We start from the raw sequence: 14,203 nt of genomic DNA on the forward strand, positions 1-14,203 counted from the left end.
AAGCGCCATATTCAAATTAACTAATATAAATGCGTGGAAGATGCGCGCTAATTGAACGGAACTCATCATGGAAGAAGGCGTCATTCGCCTGGGAATATTTGCGGGCGCATTCTTAGTGTTCGCATTCTTGGAAATCTTCATTCCAAGGCGTTCAGAGAGCCAGGAGCGGCCACGACGATGGTCAACCAACCTTCTCCTGTCGATAATCAACACTCTGATGCTACGGTTCGCTTTACCTTTTGCTGCAGTATCAACGGCTTACTGGGCGCAGGTGGAAGGGTTTGGTCTTGCACACTGGCTGGCAATCGACCCAGTTATAGCGGGCGTAATCGCGTTTTTTGCGCTCGATTTTGCGGTCTGGGCCATGCATGTAGCCAGCCATAAAGTCCCGTTCCTATGGCATTTGCATAAGGTTCATCACACCGATCCACGCTTTGATGTCACAACGGCTCTTCGCTTCCATCCGCTGGAAATTGCAGTCTCCATGCTTTGGAAAGTGATCGTCGTTGCACTCCTCGGCGCACCTGTTCTCTCTGTGGTGATTTTTGAAGTTGTCCTCAACGCAGCCGCCATGTTCAACCATGCCAACATCAAGCTCTCTGACAAAGCAGACCGCATCTTGCGTTGGATGATCGTGACACCAGACATGCACCGCATCCACCACTCCACCCGTCCAATTGAAACTGATAGTAACTACGGCTTCAACTTCCCTTGGTGGGATCGTTTGTTCTCTACTTATGTGAATGACCCCAAAGGCGGTCAGGAAAACATCACCTTCGGTCTGAGTGAATTTCAGGGCAAAGAGCCACGACAGTTGGGCTGGTCATTGCTATTACCCTTCAAGGCCTTAGCGCATGTACAAGGTTGGCTTTCCAGTCGTGTCAATAAAGATGGTACGCCGAAACAAGGATGATCAGAAGAAACCGCGCGGGAAATATCTGAGATAGAGTTCCCCGAGACGACCGTTGGATTGAAGGCGGGTAAGACCAAGATTGATCGCATTCAACATCTTGGTATTGCCTGCCTTTGTTGCAATCGCCAATCCGCCACTGAAATAGCTCGGATCCAGCCACGGTCCCCCTGCAAACTTGCAGCATCCGTCGGCAGTGCGCGTATCCAACCAGAATGACAGCCTCATCCCATCGCCAAACAGAGCGTCCACATTTGACCGGGACAAAGCATTGCGGGCAAGCTCTTCATTTTCAAATGGAACTGCAACTGCGTCTGTAAAGAACCGCTCCAAAAATGCCTCATGGCGCGATCCTTCCACAACTGCAATGCGCTTTCCACCCAGTGTTTCTGGCAGAGGTTGCAGTGTGCTGTTCCTGCCCACGACAAAGCGCCCCGGAAATCGCATGTAGATCTGAGAAAACGACAGTTTCTCAAGTGTTTCCGGTGTCATGCTCACTCCGGCAATGACAGCGTCTGCTTCTCCATTAAACACAGTATTGGCCAAGTGGTTAAACGGAATGATCTTGAGACTGCAGGCAGCCTTGAGGCTCTGACAGATCTCGCGGGCAAGATCCACATTGTAACCCATCAAACGCTCTTCACTGTCTCGAAAAATGAAGGGTGGGAAGTTGTCTGCAGCAATGAAACGGATCCGCTCCGGCGCCTTACCGGTTGTTGCTAGACCAGACTGCCCCCCAGAAAACAAAGGGATAACTACCGAAGAGGAGCCTGATCGGGACCTTACTCCAATTTCAGAGCCACTGTTTCCCCCTCCCAACAATGGAGAGCTCTGGGAAACCTCCCAGGTATCTGAGCCATTTGCATTCTGTGCCATAGCATTTGACGCCGCGAAAATGAGCGGCTGGGCACTACATAAAATCAGCAATATGAAGAATACGGGGAAACGCAAAAGCTATCCAATCCAGTTTGCAACAGAGCGTAAGCCTAACGGGAAATTCTCAAGGAGATACTAAGTGAATGCCTGCGTAAGGGGAAGACCTGTAACCGAAGATGAGCCTCCTAGATTAACAAGGGCTAGGGTATCAAAGGGGGGGCAAGAATATCGCGAGACATCAGCAGCTAACGGGCTGCCATTTTCTGTGCGTCAGGCGAACACTTTACGCTCTTTAGCTCTATCGATTGGTCGCATTGAGAGCGCACGTTCCGTTGAAGCGGGACAAGCTCTGCGAAGCCGTATGACAGCGATTAGCCCTCTGGAGCAGTCTGCCGATGATCCTTCTCCTGATGAAAGGGCTGGGCCTCTTATCAAAAGTGTTTCCAAATCTTCACTCAAAGAACGATATGTTCCGGAATTTGTACGCCTGAAGAACGCGCTGGAACGCGAAGTGCTGTTGCAATGCAATTGCTCCGATGCCTTGATTGACTTCGCAAAGTCGAGGATCTCGGTGGAAGACAAGTGCATCAGCAATTACCTGATTGAACAAGGATTTCTGGATGCCTCAGTGTTCTACTGGGGAATTTCCGGCAAAATGAACATTCGCTATGCGTCTGATGGTAGCCTGTCAGCAATCGCTCCAATCGATGAAAAGCTAAAGCCATTTGAAACTGAAGGAATTTTGTTCGTTCCAGCACTGGATCTTAATCAAAAGGTCGTCTTCGCAGCGGCCCCACTTGGCCACCAGCTTGAGGCTTTTGAGCGGGCTCTTGGTTATTTCGATGAAGCCACGAGCAAGATTGTGGTCGTGACACCGCAATACCAAAAGGCATTGACGGTAACGACTGCCAGCTCCAACGCCTTAGCACAAGACGATGTTTCGATGTCGGCAGTGTATCGCTTTTTGCCTTCGCAACGAAGGCTGCTGACAGTCACCCCAATCATCTTCCTCGGAGCAGCTGGCTTCGCGTTTGATGCATTTTTATGGGGCCTTTTTATCCTGCTGACCTTGTCACTCGGTGTCACAGGGTTGCTTCGCCTTGCGTCATTTTTCACTTATTCTGACCGGCAGGAGTTTACGGTCCCAAAGCTGGATAAATGGCCGCATTACACCGTCCTTGTCCCTCTTTACAAGGAGGCAGCAATTTGTCGCCAACTGGTCGATGGGTTGGATGCGTTGGATTACCCGAAAGATGCGCTCGATGTGATCTTTCTGGTTGAGCAAAACGATGAGCTGACACAGAAAAATCTCCGCAAGCTGCTAAAGAAATCAATGCGGATGATCATCCTGCCTCCCGGAAAACCTCAAACCAAACCCCGTGCACTGTCCGTTGGTCTTGCCGCGACAAAAGGTGAATTTGTAACGGTATTTGACGCTGAGGACAGGCCAGAGCCACAGCAACTAAAAAAAGCCATCTGCCAGTTTGCGCTTGAGGGCCATGATGTCGCTTGCTTACAGGCAGCTTTGTCCATCGATCATGCCGAAGAAAGCTGGTTGGTCCGCCAGTTTGCCTTCGAATACGCTGCACTCTTCGATGTCTTCCTGCCATTCTTGTCTCGCAAAAACCTTTTGCTGCCTCTGGGAGGGACCTCCAACCACTTCCGTGTCAGTGCATTGCGGAAGGTTGGCGGCTGGGATCCATTTAATGTGACTGAGGATGCTGATCTGGCAGTCAGGTTTGCGCGGCAGGGATTTAAGACACGCACACTAAACAGCTCCACCTTTGAGGAAGCACCGCTTACGCTCACAGCATGGCTCCATCAACGCACACGCTGGCATAAAGGTTGGATACAAACGCTGGCTGTGCATCTGCGCAATCCAATGTTGACCTACAAGCAACTCGGCGTGACAAACTTTGCTTTACTGCTCCTGACGTTCTTTGGCGGTATGCTGTGCCTTTGGGCAGCTCCCTTGACTGCGCTCATGTTTGGAAAGCTTAGTTTGAACTTTTACAACACCGGACTGCAGGCATTTGATGCCTTCAGCATCTATGCCATGTTTTGTTTTCTCTTTGGTCTCGGTGGCACTGTTGTCACGGTCCTGCAAGGTAGTGCAAAGCGTGGCTTTCGGGCACGCACCTGGGAGATTGCAAGCATTCCATTCTATTGGGTTCTTGGCTGCATTGCCTCTTACAAAGCGCTCATTGAGTTTGCCATAAAACCGCATTACTGGCGAAAAACGGAGCATGGCATTGTGCGTCATCGGGGAGAAAGAAAGAGCGCTTAATAGTGATAGGAGCGCAGAGAAACTAAGCGTTCCAAGGCAACCTGAGAGCGTCTATCGTGAGATTGCACGGCTGCCCGTTATAAAATTGATCGAGTACCTGATGAAACACTGTTGGATCATCAGCTGCATATGCAAAAAGAGTTGTACAACTGCGCACCTTCAAGCTGTCTATTTCGCCAAGGATTTGCTTGGAAGTGAGATCGGTATGCTTGAGAAGTAACCCGCAGCAGCCACGTAATCGTGCGGCCAGCAGAGGATAAGCAAGGTATCGCTGAGCTTCTTCAAGATTTGCAATGCCAAAGAAATGCGCGGTTGAAGAACGACCCAGTTCACGTAACTGAGGAAAGATAAACCAGATCCAATGTGAGGTCTTCCGGCCTTGCGAGAGCTCCTGCACCACCTCTGAGAAAACCGGGTCCTGCGCAATTACAAACCGGGTTATGTCATCCTTGGTCGTTTTTATCATTTGATACTCGCTCTCAGGTCACCATCATTGCAGTTATCTTCCGCCAATCGGCGTTCCATATTGTTTCTCAAACTCGGAGATCAGAAACAGAAAAGTTCTGGTGGAATTTTAGAGTTGCCTAAGAGTGAAGTATATTTTTAGATCCAAGCATAATGAACTGTTCTCTTTCCTGATGTTTTTCTGAGTTCGTTATTGAAGAAACATAAAAACAACTGGTTTCAGAGTTTTAATCACCATTCGCTAACGTAATGTCTGGACATGTGGACGATGCGAAAAAAACTTCGTGCGATCATTGAAAGTAAGGCTTGGGAATACACGATCATATCTATCATCGCCCTGAATGCGATAACTTTAGGGGTTGAAACCAGCCAGACTGTTCAACAACATTACGGCCCAATACTCCGCACATTGGACGATATCGTAGTTGGCATATACGTGATTGAGATTTCTCTTCGCGTGTTTGCATATGGCTTCCGCTTTTTCCGAGGAGCCTGGAATCTCTTCGACTTCTTTATCGTAAGCATTGCGCTTATTCCGGCCACGGGTCCGGCAGCGATACTGCGGTCACTGAGAATCCTTCGTGTTCTGCGGCTCATCTCGGTCGTCCCATCGCTGAGGCGCGTGATCGGAGGGCTGGTCTTGGCATTGCCAGGGATGGGCTCAATCATGTTGCTTCTCTCTCTGGTCTACTATGTGTTCTCTGTCATGGCGACGCAGCTCTACGGCGAGACCTTCCCGGAATGGTTTGGAACGATCGGCGCTTCCGCTTATTCTCTGTTCCAGATTATGACGCTGGAGGGGTGGAGTGATGCAATCGTCCGCCCAGTCATGGATGTCTATCCGAATGCCTGGTTGTTCTTCATTCCGTTCATTCTGACCACTGCATTAACAGTCCTGAACTTGTTCATCGGCGTCATTGTTGCAGCAATGGAGGAAGAGCATGAGAGGGATGTGGAAGAGCATCACCATTATGTGCGAATGGAAGCAAATGCGATTATGAAAGAGCTCAGGACTTTGCGGCAAGATGTTGCGAAGCTGAGACGCAATCGTAAGGCCCCTCATAAGAAAACAGCAGAGTTGACCTAGTGCGGACTCCCAGATCGTAGACGACGGTCTTTGTGCAACATGGAGGCACCTCAGCGCACCAACACCAGCACTTGGTGCGCAGTCCTTCAGAAGGCGTCTCTGCCGCTTCTCAAGATAGCCTAGGTTGTATCTGCCAGTAGGCATACAGAGTTTTATGAGTTGCAGAGAGTGCTCTAAACAAGATCATCCATGTACCAAAGCGGCATGAGGAGAGGGAGAAGCTGCAATTGCAATGGTCAAGCCAGGGTCATTTGACGGGTGTCAACCTCAGCCTTTTAACTCTTCAGATCGTACATTCAGGAGGTTTTGGCTCTGGTGTTGAGCAATACCCGCAATTTCTACAAAATTTATGCAATTTTTTGTTAGTTCTTGTGGAAATGATCAAGCCCATGAAAACTATAAGTTAATTTTGGTAGTGTTGTTTTGACTTTACTACCTGAAGTTCTTGGCGATTTCTTCATCTATACCAGTCAATATTTTGCTGCCCCCTTTCAACTTGAAACCATCAGATAATTACTTAGGGTGGGCCCAAATTCGAAATGTGAGGTCAAGTGTCGAAATGCGGGCGAAGTTGCGATCCATCATTGAAAGCCGCCAATGGGAATTCACAATCATAAGTATAATCGCGTTGAACGCTGTTGTCCTTGGCTTGGATACAAGCCAGATGCTTATTGCCAAGTACGGCCCCATACTGCGCTTTCTTGATGAATTGATCCTTGTAATTTTTGTTGTTGAACTGACACTGCGTATCATCGCGTTTGGTCCGGGTTTCTTTAAGGGGCCATGGAACCTCTTCGACTTCTTCATCATCACGATTGCAGTCATCCCGGCAACTGGCCCGGCGACCATTCTGCGTTCGCTCAGGATCCTGAGGATTTTGAGGCTCATTTCGGTTGTCCCGTCTCTGCGAAGTGTCATTGGTGGGCTGATCCTCGCACTTCCGGGCATGGGCTCAATCGTCCTGCTCATGGCTCTCGTCTTTTATGTCTTCTCCGTAATGGCCACGCGCTTGTACGGCTTGGTGTTTCCCGAATGGTTTGGCTCAATCGGAGCATCGGCCTACTCGCTGTTCCAGATCATGACACTGGAAAGCTGGAGTATGGGGATCGTTCGGCCAGTTATGGAGGTCTTTCCCAATGCATGGCTGTTCTTCATTCCCTTCATATTATGCACCGCCTTCACCGTTTTGAACCTGTTTATCGGTATAATCGTTGCAGCAATGCAGCAGGAGCACGATAAGGATATTGAGCAAGATCGTATCAACGTGCATGAAGAGACCAAGGTTGTCTTGAGTGAACTAAAAGACCTGAAACTTGATCTGATGGTTGAGCTGGAAAAATTGCGGAAAAACCGCGAGTAAGATTATCCGTCGGCAGAACTACTTACGCTGAAGATCATGATCAAGTTCTGATGAAGTAATCTTGATCACCGCGCGTGTGGATTGCGAGCGGGCTGTTATAGGCACCTTGGAAAAAAAGCCCTAAGACGAAAAGCATATCTGATAGGATACGATATGTTTGATGCAAAACTCCGCGGCTATATAGACCCACCTCTCAATAGAATGGGAAAAGCGCTGGCAGATCTGGGGATTACTGCAAATGCAGTGACCTTGGTCGGGCTTGGGTTTGGCCTTGCTGCGGGGGCGGCGGTGGCCGCTGGGCAATTTAATACAGCTCTACTGTTTATCTTGCTCAATCGCTTTGCAGACGGGTTGGATGGTGCCATCGCCAGAGCGGCGGGGTCCACACATCTCGGCGGGTTTTACGACATCACATTCGACTTCATCTTCTACGGTGCAATCCCACTGGCCTTTGCCTTTGTCGCGCCTGAGCAGAACGCTTTGGCTGCGGCAGCCTTACTTTTCAGCTTTTACATTAACGGTTCCACATTCCTTGCATTTGCAACGCTGGCACAGAAGTTGGGCATGCAAACCTCATTGCGAGGCAAGAAGTCCTTCTATTATCTGGGAGGGCTCGCTGAAGGCTTTGAAACCATTGGTGTCTTCGTCGCATTTTGCTTGTTCCCCACTTACTTCTCATGGGTTGCGTGGACTTTTGCTGCGATCTGCACACTTTCGGCCATTTCTCGCGTTTTTATGGTTCGACATATGGTTTTGAACCACCCAGATCCTTCGGTGTGAGATCGCTGCTCTTGCGAAGATCGGGGTGAAAAGGCTAGACTTATTAAAAATAGGATGCGTACTGCTGTTGTATTTGCAGTGGAATTTTCCTTAGAAATGGGTTGTGCTATGTATCGTGCCGTTACCCGAAATATACAGATCACTGTCGAACCGTATTATCTTGCTGAGGAGTCCACTCCCGAAGATGAGCAGTTCTTCTGGGCCTATACGGTCTCAATTGAGAACCTGAGTTCTGATACTATCCAACTGCGGTCTCGCCACTGGCATATCATCGATGCCAACGGCAACACGCAGGAAGTCAACGGGGCAGGTGTGGTTGGTGAAGAGCCAGTCATCGAACCCGGTGGGTCGTTTCAGTACACCTCAGGCTGTCCACTCAATACCCCTTCAGGCATCATGACGGGCAACTACCGTATGCAAACTGAAAAGGGGGAGTCCTTTGCGGTGAAAATTCCAGCTTTCTCGCTGGATCTGCCGGATATGGTCAAGACCGTGCATTAACAGCTGCAAACAATATCTTGCAGCGCAAAAAGCAGGATTGCGGGCAGTCGTGCTGCCCGCCAATCAGATTGAACTGAGTTATTGTGTGCGGAAGCGAGCCTGAGCGCCGCGCTCAATCGCTGCGATCGTCAGCTTGTCCAGCTTCAGGTGGTCACGTAGCAACTGCAACATACGCACTTCTTCAGGGCTTACCCGCAAGTCTGCCGCGGCAATCTCCACGCCAAGAGCATAAGCGGTGTCATGCAATTTGGTTGGCAAAGATTCTGCCACAAGCGCCAGCGTTGCGTTCATGCCGTTTTCGCCAGAAAGACGCTCAGCGCACTGCTGGGTAATCTTGATCAGGTTATTGTCGTCAAAATCTTTGAAGACAGGGAGAATGCCCACAATATCGCCAAGCTGGCGAAGCTCTGCATCGCTCATCGCGCTGTCTGCGGCGGAAACCATCACCATCACATGAATGAGAGCTTCTTCTACGCTCAGTAATCTTTCTATTGTACCCATATCTCCCCAAAGCGAAAAGCTTTGCCTCTTGGTTTGCTTTAGTTTTTCGCTCTGCCAAATTGTCTGGCGGCGGCTAATGACTGCAAAGGTAAGGGGGCTTCCGGCCTCATACAAGGGGGTAGAGCCGAAAACCCGAGAACTGTCATTGACGCGGGCGCTAGTTTTACATAAGTTCGCGCAGCTTTCCGGCATTAAATCCTGCTGAAGAAAGCGAAACTCAGTTACAATTTAATCTCCAAATACGGATCTCAAAATCCATGTCTATGAACAGTTTGCCTCAACTCGATCTCAGCCCAGAACTTATCGAGGCGGCACAGGTATCTAAAGCCTGGCCGTTTGAAGAAGCACGCAAACTGGTCAAACGGTTGGAGAAGAAACCCAAGACCGGGCCGGTCTTGTTCGAGACCGGCTATGGTCCATCTGGTCTGCCGCACATGGGCACCTTTGGCGAAGTTGCACGCACCACCATGGTGCGCACCGCTTTTCGTGTGCTCACAGAAGACAAGATCCCGACCAAGCTGATCTGCTTTTCAGATGATATGGACGGCTTCCGCAAAGTGCCAACCAACGTGCCTAATCAGGAGATGATGGCGTCATTTCTTGGCAAGCCACTGACCAGCGTGCCAGATCCATTCTCCAACGAATACCCAAGCTTTGCAGCGGCCAACAACGCAAAACTCATGGCGTTTCTGGATAAGTTCGGCTTCGAGTATGACTTTGTGTCGTCCACCGACTACTACAAGTCTGGTGTGTTCGATAAAGCGCTCCTGCGCATGCTGGAAGTCTACGACAAGATCATGGCGATCATTCTTCCAACATTGGGCGAAGAGCGTCAGGCCACGTACTCTCCATTTCTTCCGCTCTGCCCGCGCACAGGTATTGTGCTGCAGGTGCCAATGGTGGATCGCAATGTCGAAAAAGGCACTGTGACTTACATTGACCCTGAGACTGAAGAGCGTGTTGAAGTTCTGGTGACAGGCGGCAACGTCAAATGTCAGTGGAAAGCTGACTGGGCGCTGCGTTGGTACGCTCTGGGTATCGACTATGAAATGGCTGGTAAGGATCTGATCGACAGCGTGAATCTGTCTGGCAAGATCTGTAAAGCTCTGGGCGGTCCTGCTCCGGAAGGCTTCAACTACGAGCTCTTCCTGGACGACAAAGGCCAGAAAATCTCCAAGTCCAAAGGCAACGGCCTGACCATGGAAGAGTGGCTCCAGTACGCCAATCAGGAAAGCCTGTCCTTGTTCAACTTCCAGAAGCCGAAAACTGCGAAGAAGCTGTATTTTGACGTCATCCCGAAAGCGGTTGATGAGTACTGCACCTTCCTGTCCAAGTTCGACAACATGGATGCAGCGCAGAAGCTGATGAACCCGGTCTGGCATATCCACTACGGTACACCGCCAAAAGAAGAGATGCCGATCTCCTTCGCAATGCTGCTCAACCTGGTGTCTGCATCTAACGCAGAGAACAAGGACGTGCTGTGGGCGTTCATCTCCCGCTACGCACCGGGTTCTTCTGCCGCAACGCATAAGATGCTGGATGAGTTGGTTGGCTACGCCATCCGCTACTACGACGACTTCGTGAAGCCAACGAAGAAGTTCAAAGCAGCTGATGAAGTTGAGACAGAAATGCTCACCAAGCTGGATGAAGTGCTTGCTGGCCTGCCAGCAGAGACTGACGGCGGCGATATCCAAAACGCAATTTACGACATTGGTCGTAATATTGAGCGTTACCAGAACACCGCAAAGCCGGGTCCAGATGGACGCCCTGGTGTCGCGCAGACCTTTTTCTCTGCGATTTATCAAGTACTTCTGGGGCAGGAGAAAGGCCCACGCTTTGGTTCCTTTATCGCCCTCTACGGTATTCCGGAAACTCGTAGTTTGATTGCAAAAGCACTTGCAGGAGAGCTTGCAGCGTGATGAATTAGCCCCCTCAAACGAGGGGGCTTTTTTAATGTCTTTTCCTAGCTGGCTAACTTGGGCGCTTTTACCCGTCTACATTTTCGAAGGCTTACGTGCCCGTGCTAATTCCCTAAGGCTGTCACCAGCACCAGGACCGCAATTTGGTGCGGTTCCCGGTCAGGGCCAGGCGATCAATCTGCTTGTTGTTGGCGATTCCTCCGTTGCCGGAGTGGGGCTGGACCACACGACAAATGGCTTGACCTGCAAGATGGCTCACAAAATGGCAGAGGTATCCGGACGGCCTGTTAAATGGCGGGCTGCTGGCAACAACTCTGCAACTTCCAGCCAAATCCGTGATGTGGTCGTCCCAAATCTGCCGCACGCCGATTACACACACATTTACATCAGTATCGGTTTTAATGACCTGAAGAACTTCCGTTCTGGCCAAGCCTGGAAGAAAGGGTTCGGCGAGCTGATTTATGCATTGCGTAGCAAGTACCCTCATGCCCGGATTTACTGGTCCAACCTCATGTCACCAATGAACGTGCCCGCGCTCTCGTGGGGACTCGGCGCTGTACTGGAGCCTCGCCGGCAGATGATCAATCGTGTCGGCACGCAGCTGTGCCATGAGCGCGGTGCCATTGCTATCTCTGTCACTCCGGGGATCACGGCTGAGGGCTTCTGCGAGGACGGAATCCACGCAGCACCGATTGGTAATCAGCACTGGGTGGATCATGTGATCAACGAGTTGGTCGAGCGTGATCTGCTAGGGCTGGAAGATCAGAATGAAGTAGAAGATAAACAACACCAGATGGACGGCGCCCTGTAGGGCGTTCGTTCGGCTGCCGGTAAACGTGATCATACTCAAAATGAGTGTCAGGAGGAGCAGGATCATGTCCGTATCCTTCACACCCAGCACAATGTGAATGTCAAAGATCCCGGCTGCGATTAGAACAGCCGGGACTGTCAAACCGATCGTCGCCAGAGCTGATCCAAGACAGATGTTCACGGAGCGTTGTAACCTGTTTGAGAGCGCCGCACGGAAGCTGCCCAAGCCTTCAGGAGTAAGAACCAGAAGCGCAACGAGAACACCACCAAACGCAGCAGGCATATGAAAGCTGGCAATGCCAAAGTCCACCAGCACCGCGAATTTTTTGGAAAGCAGAACAATCGGCAGCATGGTCAGGATCAGGAAGATCGCGTGATAGCTGGTTGAATAGATCTCCAGATCATGATGATCATCATCATCGTGGGCATGCTTATCGTCTTCCACTTCATCCTTCGCCATCAGGAAGGACAGAGCCACACCAGAGTGTGGTTTAGGCTGAATGAAGAAAGACTTATGCCGGATGCTCTGAGTGGCAAGGAAGATCGCATAGAGCAGACTGATCATCACCGCAAATGAGATCTGCTGTCCCGTCGAAAGGGAAGGGTCAGCCGTTGAGGTCGTATAGCGGGGAAGGATCAGAGAAAAAGTCGCGAGTGGAATAAGGACTGAAAGGAAAGAGCGGGCGCCCTGTGTGTTGAAAGGCTGTTCCCCGTACTTGAGCCCTCCCAGAAGCAGACTGATGCCCACCATGCCATTCAGCACGATATTGAGCACCGCCAGCATCGTATCCCGGGCCAGAGGCTCATTCGTCCCACCTGTCAGCATAATGGAAACGATCAGAGAGACCTCAATACCGATCACCGAGAGCGTCAGGATCAGCGTTCCGTAGGGCTCACCAAGAATGACTGCCAGACAGTCTGCATGACGCACCACGCCAAAGGCGCACCACAGCATGACACCGAAAAGCCAGATGAAACAAAACATCTGCACAAAGAGACCGGAAGTGGGCAATAAGAGATCCGCCCCAGCCAGAAAGAAGAAGACTGTGGTTGCTGCACCTGCAAGAAAGCAGGCCTCTCGTTTAAGTGTATTCCAAAACCCTGACATTATGTTTTTATTCTCCAAGGCCCTGTAAAAAAATAATTATTCGGTGGCAGACGTCTCCGCAGTCGCGCTGTTGCGTGGACGCCAAATTATTGCAGGCTCTCCTTCCATCACCAGTGGTGTGGTTGAGGTGCTGTCATCATCCAGCTCCTCCCAGGAGTTTACCAATGTTGCGGTTTCATCCTCGCTCAGCTGAACCAGCTTGGAACGCCAGATGCCTTGCTCAGACCGCCGAGCCCGTGCCGCGATCTCTTTCAGTGAATCTGGCGCATCCCGTTCAGCCTTGGCCCAGCCATTTTCAATCAGCCAAGTGGCAAGATCATGTTTGCCCACACTGCAGGAAGCAGCATATTCATCTGTTTGCACTGATTTCATATCTGAGCAGGTGACACGCTTCTGGCGGATAAAAGCACGCAAAGCCGTCCGTGCTCTGATACCGCACGGCCATCTTTCACCATCTTCACTGGGACATGTTGTGCTGAGCGGTACAGGCTGAATGTGATGAAGGGATATTCTCTTCTTTTTATCACTTAGAGTTGCACCGTCAACGGCAACAGGGCGATACAGCACGAGTTCCTTCGGAGGAGGCTGCTTGGATTTGCGAGGTACTTTAACATGTGCAACGCGTTGGAGCTGCGTCGTTACAGGAGGAGGGGGCGTGCGACTGCCGCCAACATTGCGAAGTGTTTGAGGATGCTTGGGCGGCGTCTTGGGAATTTTTGCCTCAGCTGCAACACGGGCAGCTTCAAGCGCTGCCAGTTCCCGCTGCTTCTCTTCTGCTGTCGGCTTATGCTCAACAGGAAACGAGGAAGGGCGGTACAATGTACGCGCATTCCCACGCAGGGCTGTCGCTGCATTGTACTCTGTCAGCGCATAAAACCCGGCGCCAAGAAGCAAAGCTCCAAAAAGAATACTTGTGGTCTTGGTAATCCGCATAAGCGCCCTGTTTGCTTATTGGCTCACCCATGAAACTCTTGCTGTCCAAACCAGATCTGCAACCTGAACCACCCTTGGCTTATCGTCAGGAGTGTCCCGTCGAAATTCAATGCGCTCGTTTGTTTGCCGTTGCAAAGCACCGCAATGAAGATCTCCGGACGTGGTTGCTATCAAAACATGATCATGCCGCCGCAAAGAAGCCTCGGGAGAGACGATGAGAATTTGTCCTTCCCTGTAGTATGGTTCAAAACTATTACTCGAAACTTCAAGCGCGAAGAATTTCTCACTCTGAGAACTGGGAAAAATGAAGCTATCGCAGAATTTATCCAACTGAAAATCGGAAATCTGCTGCGGATCAACCTCCCTCAACTCATCACTCGTGCACAGAAAAGCTGGAAAAGACCTGAAATGTGTAGTTGAGATCTCTGCTTTATCTTGTAGCAAAGCGGCAAAGTCCGGAAAAGACATCTGGGTGACTTCCAGCACCTTGGCAAGCGACTCTGTGGAAGGCCAACGCGGACGACCATCCGCAGCGAACCGCTTGGAAGGATTGAAAGAGGTTGGATCAAGCCCAGCTCTGCGCGCCAATCCTGACGGCGTTAATTGATGCTGCTCAGCCAGCTTATCAAGTGCAGCCCAAAGGTGTTCGTGATCCAGCATATATCC

Annotated in this window: 14 protein-coding genes; 8 read left to right on the forward strand and 6 right to left on the reverse strand. The window is 50.6% G+C overall.

Annotation, left to right across the window (positions count from 1 at the left end):
• Positions 1-67 precede the first annotated feature (67 nt).
• Positions 68-913: a sterol desaturase family protein gene (locus PsAD46_RS08685; protein WP_063306602.1), complete on the forward strand. Its 846-nt coding sequence runs from the start codon at positions 68-70 to the stop codon at positions 911-913.
• Here PsAD46_RS08685 and PsAD46_RS08690 read toward each other — a convergent pair whose 3' ends face one another.
• Entirely contained in the window at positions 914-1,786 is an 873-nt protein-coding gene (locus PsAD46_RS08690; protein ID WP_063306603.1) for a transporter substrate-binding domain-containing protein, read from the reverse strand.
• A 361-nt stretch (positions 1,787-2,147) separates the two neighbouring features.
• Here PsAD46_RS08690 and PsAD46_RS08695 point away from each other — a divergent pair, with 361 nt between their 5' ends.
• Positions 2,148-4,073, forward strand: a complete 1,926-nt coding sequence (locus PsAD46_RS08695; protein ID WP_208981737.1) for a glycosyltransferase — start codon at positions 2,148-2,150, stop codon at positions 4,071-4,073.
• Between the two features lie 22 nt (positions 4,074-4,095).
• On the opposite strand, the gene PsAD46_RS08700 is transcribed toward PsAD46_RS08695, so the two are convergent.
• Entirely contained in the window at positions 4,096-4,539 is a 444-nt protein-coding gene (locus tag PsAD46_RS08700) for a DUF1810 domain-containing protein (protein ID WP_063293823.1), read from the reverse strand.
• Between the two features lie 267 nt (positions 4,540-4,806).
• On the opposite strand from PsAD46_RS08700, the gene PsAD46_RS08705 reads away from it, so the two are divergent.
• The 4 genes from PsAD46_RS08705 (at position 4,807) to apaG (ending at position 8,266) form a co-directional block, all read left to right on the forward strand.
• Positions 4,807-5,625 (forward strand): ion transporter, encoded by an 819-nt coding sequence (locus PsAD46_RS08705; protein WP_063293855.1) that lies wholly within the window; start codon positions 4,807-4,809, stop codon positions 5,623-5,625.
• Between the two features lie 559 nt (positions 5,626-6,184).
• The gene (locus PsAD46_RS08710) at positions 6,185-6,985 is read left to right on the forward strand and encodes an ion transporter (protein ID WP_063287308.1); all 801 of its coding nucleotides are present in this window, start codon (positions 6,185-6,187) and stop codon (positions 6,983-6,985) included.
• Between the two features lie 153 nt (positions 6,986-7,138).
• A complete protein-coding gene (locus PsAD46_RS08715; RefSeq protein WP_057464930.1) occupies positions 7,139-7,765 on the forward strand; it encodes a CDP-alcohol phosphatidyltransferase family protein in 627 nt (208 codons plus the stop codon).
• Between the two features lie 108 nt (positions 7,766-7,873).
• Positions 7,874-8,266, forward strand: a complete 393-nt coding sequence (apaG, locus tag PsAD46_RS08720) for a Co2+/Mg2+ efflux protein ApaG (protein ID WP_057465027.1) — start codon at positions 7,874-7,876, stop codon at positions 8,264-8,266.
• A gap of 78 nt (positions 8,267-8,344) precedes the next feature.
• Here apaG and PsAD46_RS08725 read toward each other — a convergent pair whose 3' ends face one another.
• Positions 8,345-8,758 (reverse strand): tellurite resistance TerB family protein, encoded by a 414-nt coding sequence (locus PsAD46_RS08725; protein ID WP_057465028.1) that lies wholly within the window; start codon positions 8,756-8,758, stop codon positions 8,345-8,347.
• Between the two features lie 266 nt (positions 8,759-9,024).
• Between PsAD46_RS08725 and PsAD46_RS08730 the strand changes: the two genes are divergently transcribed.
• Entirely contained in the window at positions 9,025-10,686 is a 1,662-nt protein-coding gene (locus tag PsAD46_RS08730) for a lysine--tRNA ligase (protein WP_063293824.1), read from the forward strand.
• A 34-nt stretch (positions 10,687-10,720) separates the two neighbouring features.
• On the forward strand, positions 10,721-11,497 hold the full coding sequence (locus PsAD46_RS08735; protein WP_063293825.1) for an SGNH/GDSL hydrolase family protein: 777 nt from the start codon (positions 10,721-10,723) through the stop codon (positions 11,495-11,497).
• Here PsAD46_RS08735 and PsAD46_RS08740 read toward each other — a convergent pair.
• The 3 genes from PsAD46_RS08740 to PsAD46_RS08750 are packed head-to-tail and all read right to left on the reverse strand — an operon-like array spanning position 11,435 to position 14,197.
• Positions 11,435-12,604, reverse strand: coding sequence for a calcium:proton antiporter (locus PsAD46_RS08740; protein WP_063293826.1), 1,170 nt, complete (start codon positions 12,602-12,604; stop codon positions 11,435-11,437). The genes PsAD46_RS08735 and PsAD46_RS08740 overlap by 63 nt on opposite strands.
• 36 nt (positions 12,605-12,640) lie before the next feature.
• Entirely contained in the window at positions 12,641-13,537 is an 897-nt protein-coding gene (locus PsAD46_RS08745; RefSeq protein ID WP_063306604.1) for a thermonuclease family protein, read from the reverse strand.
• 15 nt (positions 13,538-13,552) lie between these two features.
• A complete protein-coding gene (locus PsAD46_RS08750; protein ID WP_063306605.1) occupies positions 13,553-14,197 on the reverse strand; it encodes a helix-turn-helix transcriptional regulator in 645 nt (214 codons plus the stop codon).
• Positions 14,198-14,203: the final 6 nt, after the last annotated feature.

Origin of the sequence: Pseudovibrio sp. Ad46 (assembly GCF_001623065.1) — a bacterium.
GTDB lineage: Bacteria > Pseudomonadota > Alphaproteobacteria > Rhizobiales > Stappiaceae > Pseudovibrio.

Bases quoted from the DNA above. Each gene is read 5' to 3' on its own strand.
- PsAD46_RS08715 (WP_057464930.1), top strand. From the start codon at position 7,139: ATGTTTGATGCAAAACTCCGCGGCTATATAGACCCACCTCTCAATAGA.
- PsAD46_RS08710 (WP_063287308.1), top strand. From the start codon at position 6,185: ATGCGGGCGAAGTTGCGATCCATCATTGAAAGCCGCCAATGGGAATTC.
- PsAD46_RS08750 (WP_063306605.1), bottom strand. From the start codon at position 14,197: ATGCTGGATCACGAACACCTTTGGGCTGCACTTGATAAGCTGGCTGAG.
- PsAD46_RS08690 (WP_063306603.1), bottom strand. From the start codon at position 1,786: ATGGCACAGAATGCAAATGGCTCAGATACCTGGGAGGTTTCCCAGAGC.
- apaG (WP_057465027.1), top strand. From the start codon at position 7,874: ATGTATCGTGCCGTTACCCGAAATATACAGATCACTGTCGAACCGTAT.
- PsAD46_RS08735 (WP_063293825.1), top strand. From the start codon at position 10,721: ATGTCTTTTCCTAGCTGGCTAACTTGGGCGCTTTTACCCGTCTACATT.
- PsAD46_RS08705 (WP_063293855.1), top strand. From the start codon at position 4,807: ATGCGAAAAAAACTTCGTGCGATCATTGAAAGTAAGGCTTGGGAATAC.
- PsAD46_RS08740 (WP_063293826.1), bottom strand. From the start codon at position 12,604: ATGTCAGGGTTTTGGAATACACTTAAACGAGAGGCCTGCTTTCTTGCA.
- PsAD46_RS08730 (WP_063293824.1), top strand. From the start codon at position 9,025: ATGTCTATGAACAGTTTGCCTCAACTCGATCTCAGCCCAGAACTTATC.
- PsAD46_RS08700 (WP_063293823.1), bottom strand. From the start codon at position 4,539: ATGATAAAAACGACCAAGGATGACATAACCCGGTTTGTAATTGCGCAG.
- PsAD46_RS08745 (WP_063306604.1), bottom strand. From the start codon at position 13,537: ATGCGGATTACCAAGACCACAAGTATTCTTTTTGGAGCTTTGCTTCTT.
- PsAD46_RS08685 (WP_063306602.1), top strand. From the start codon at position 68: ATGGAAGAAGGCGTCATTCGCCTGGGAATATTTGCGGGCGCATTCTTA.
- PsAD46_RS08695 (WP_208981737.1), top strand. From the start codon at position 2,148: ATGACAGCGATTAGCCCTCTGGAGCAGTCTGCCGATGATCCTTCTCCT.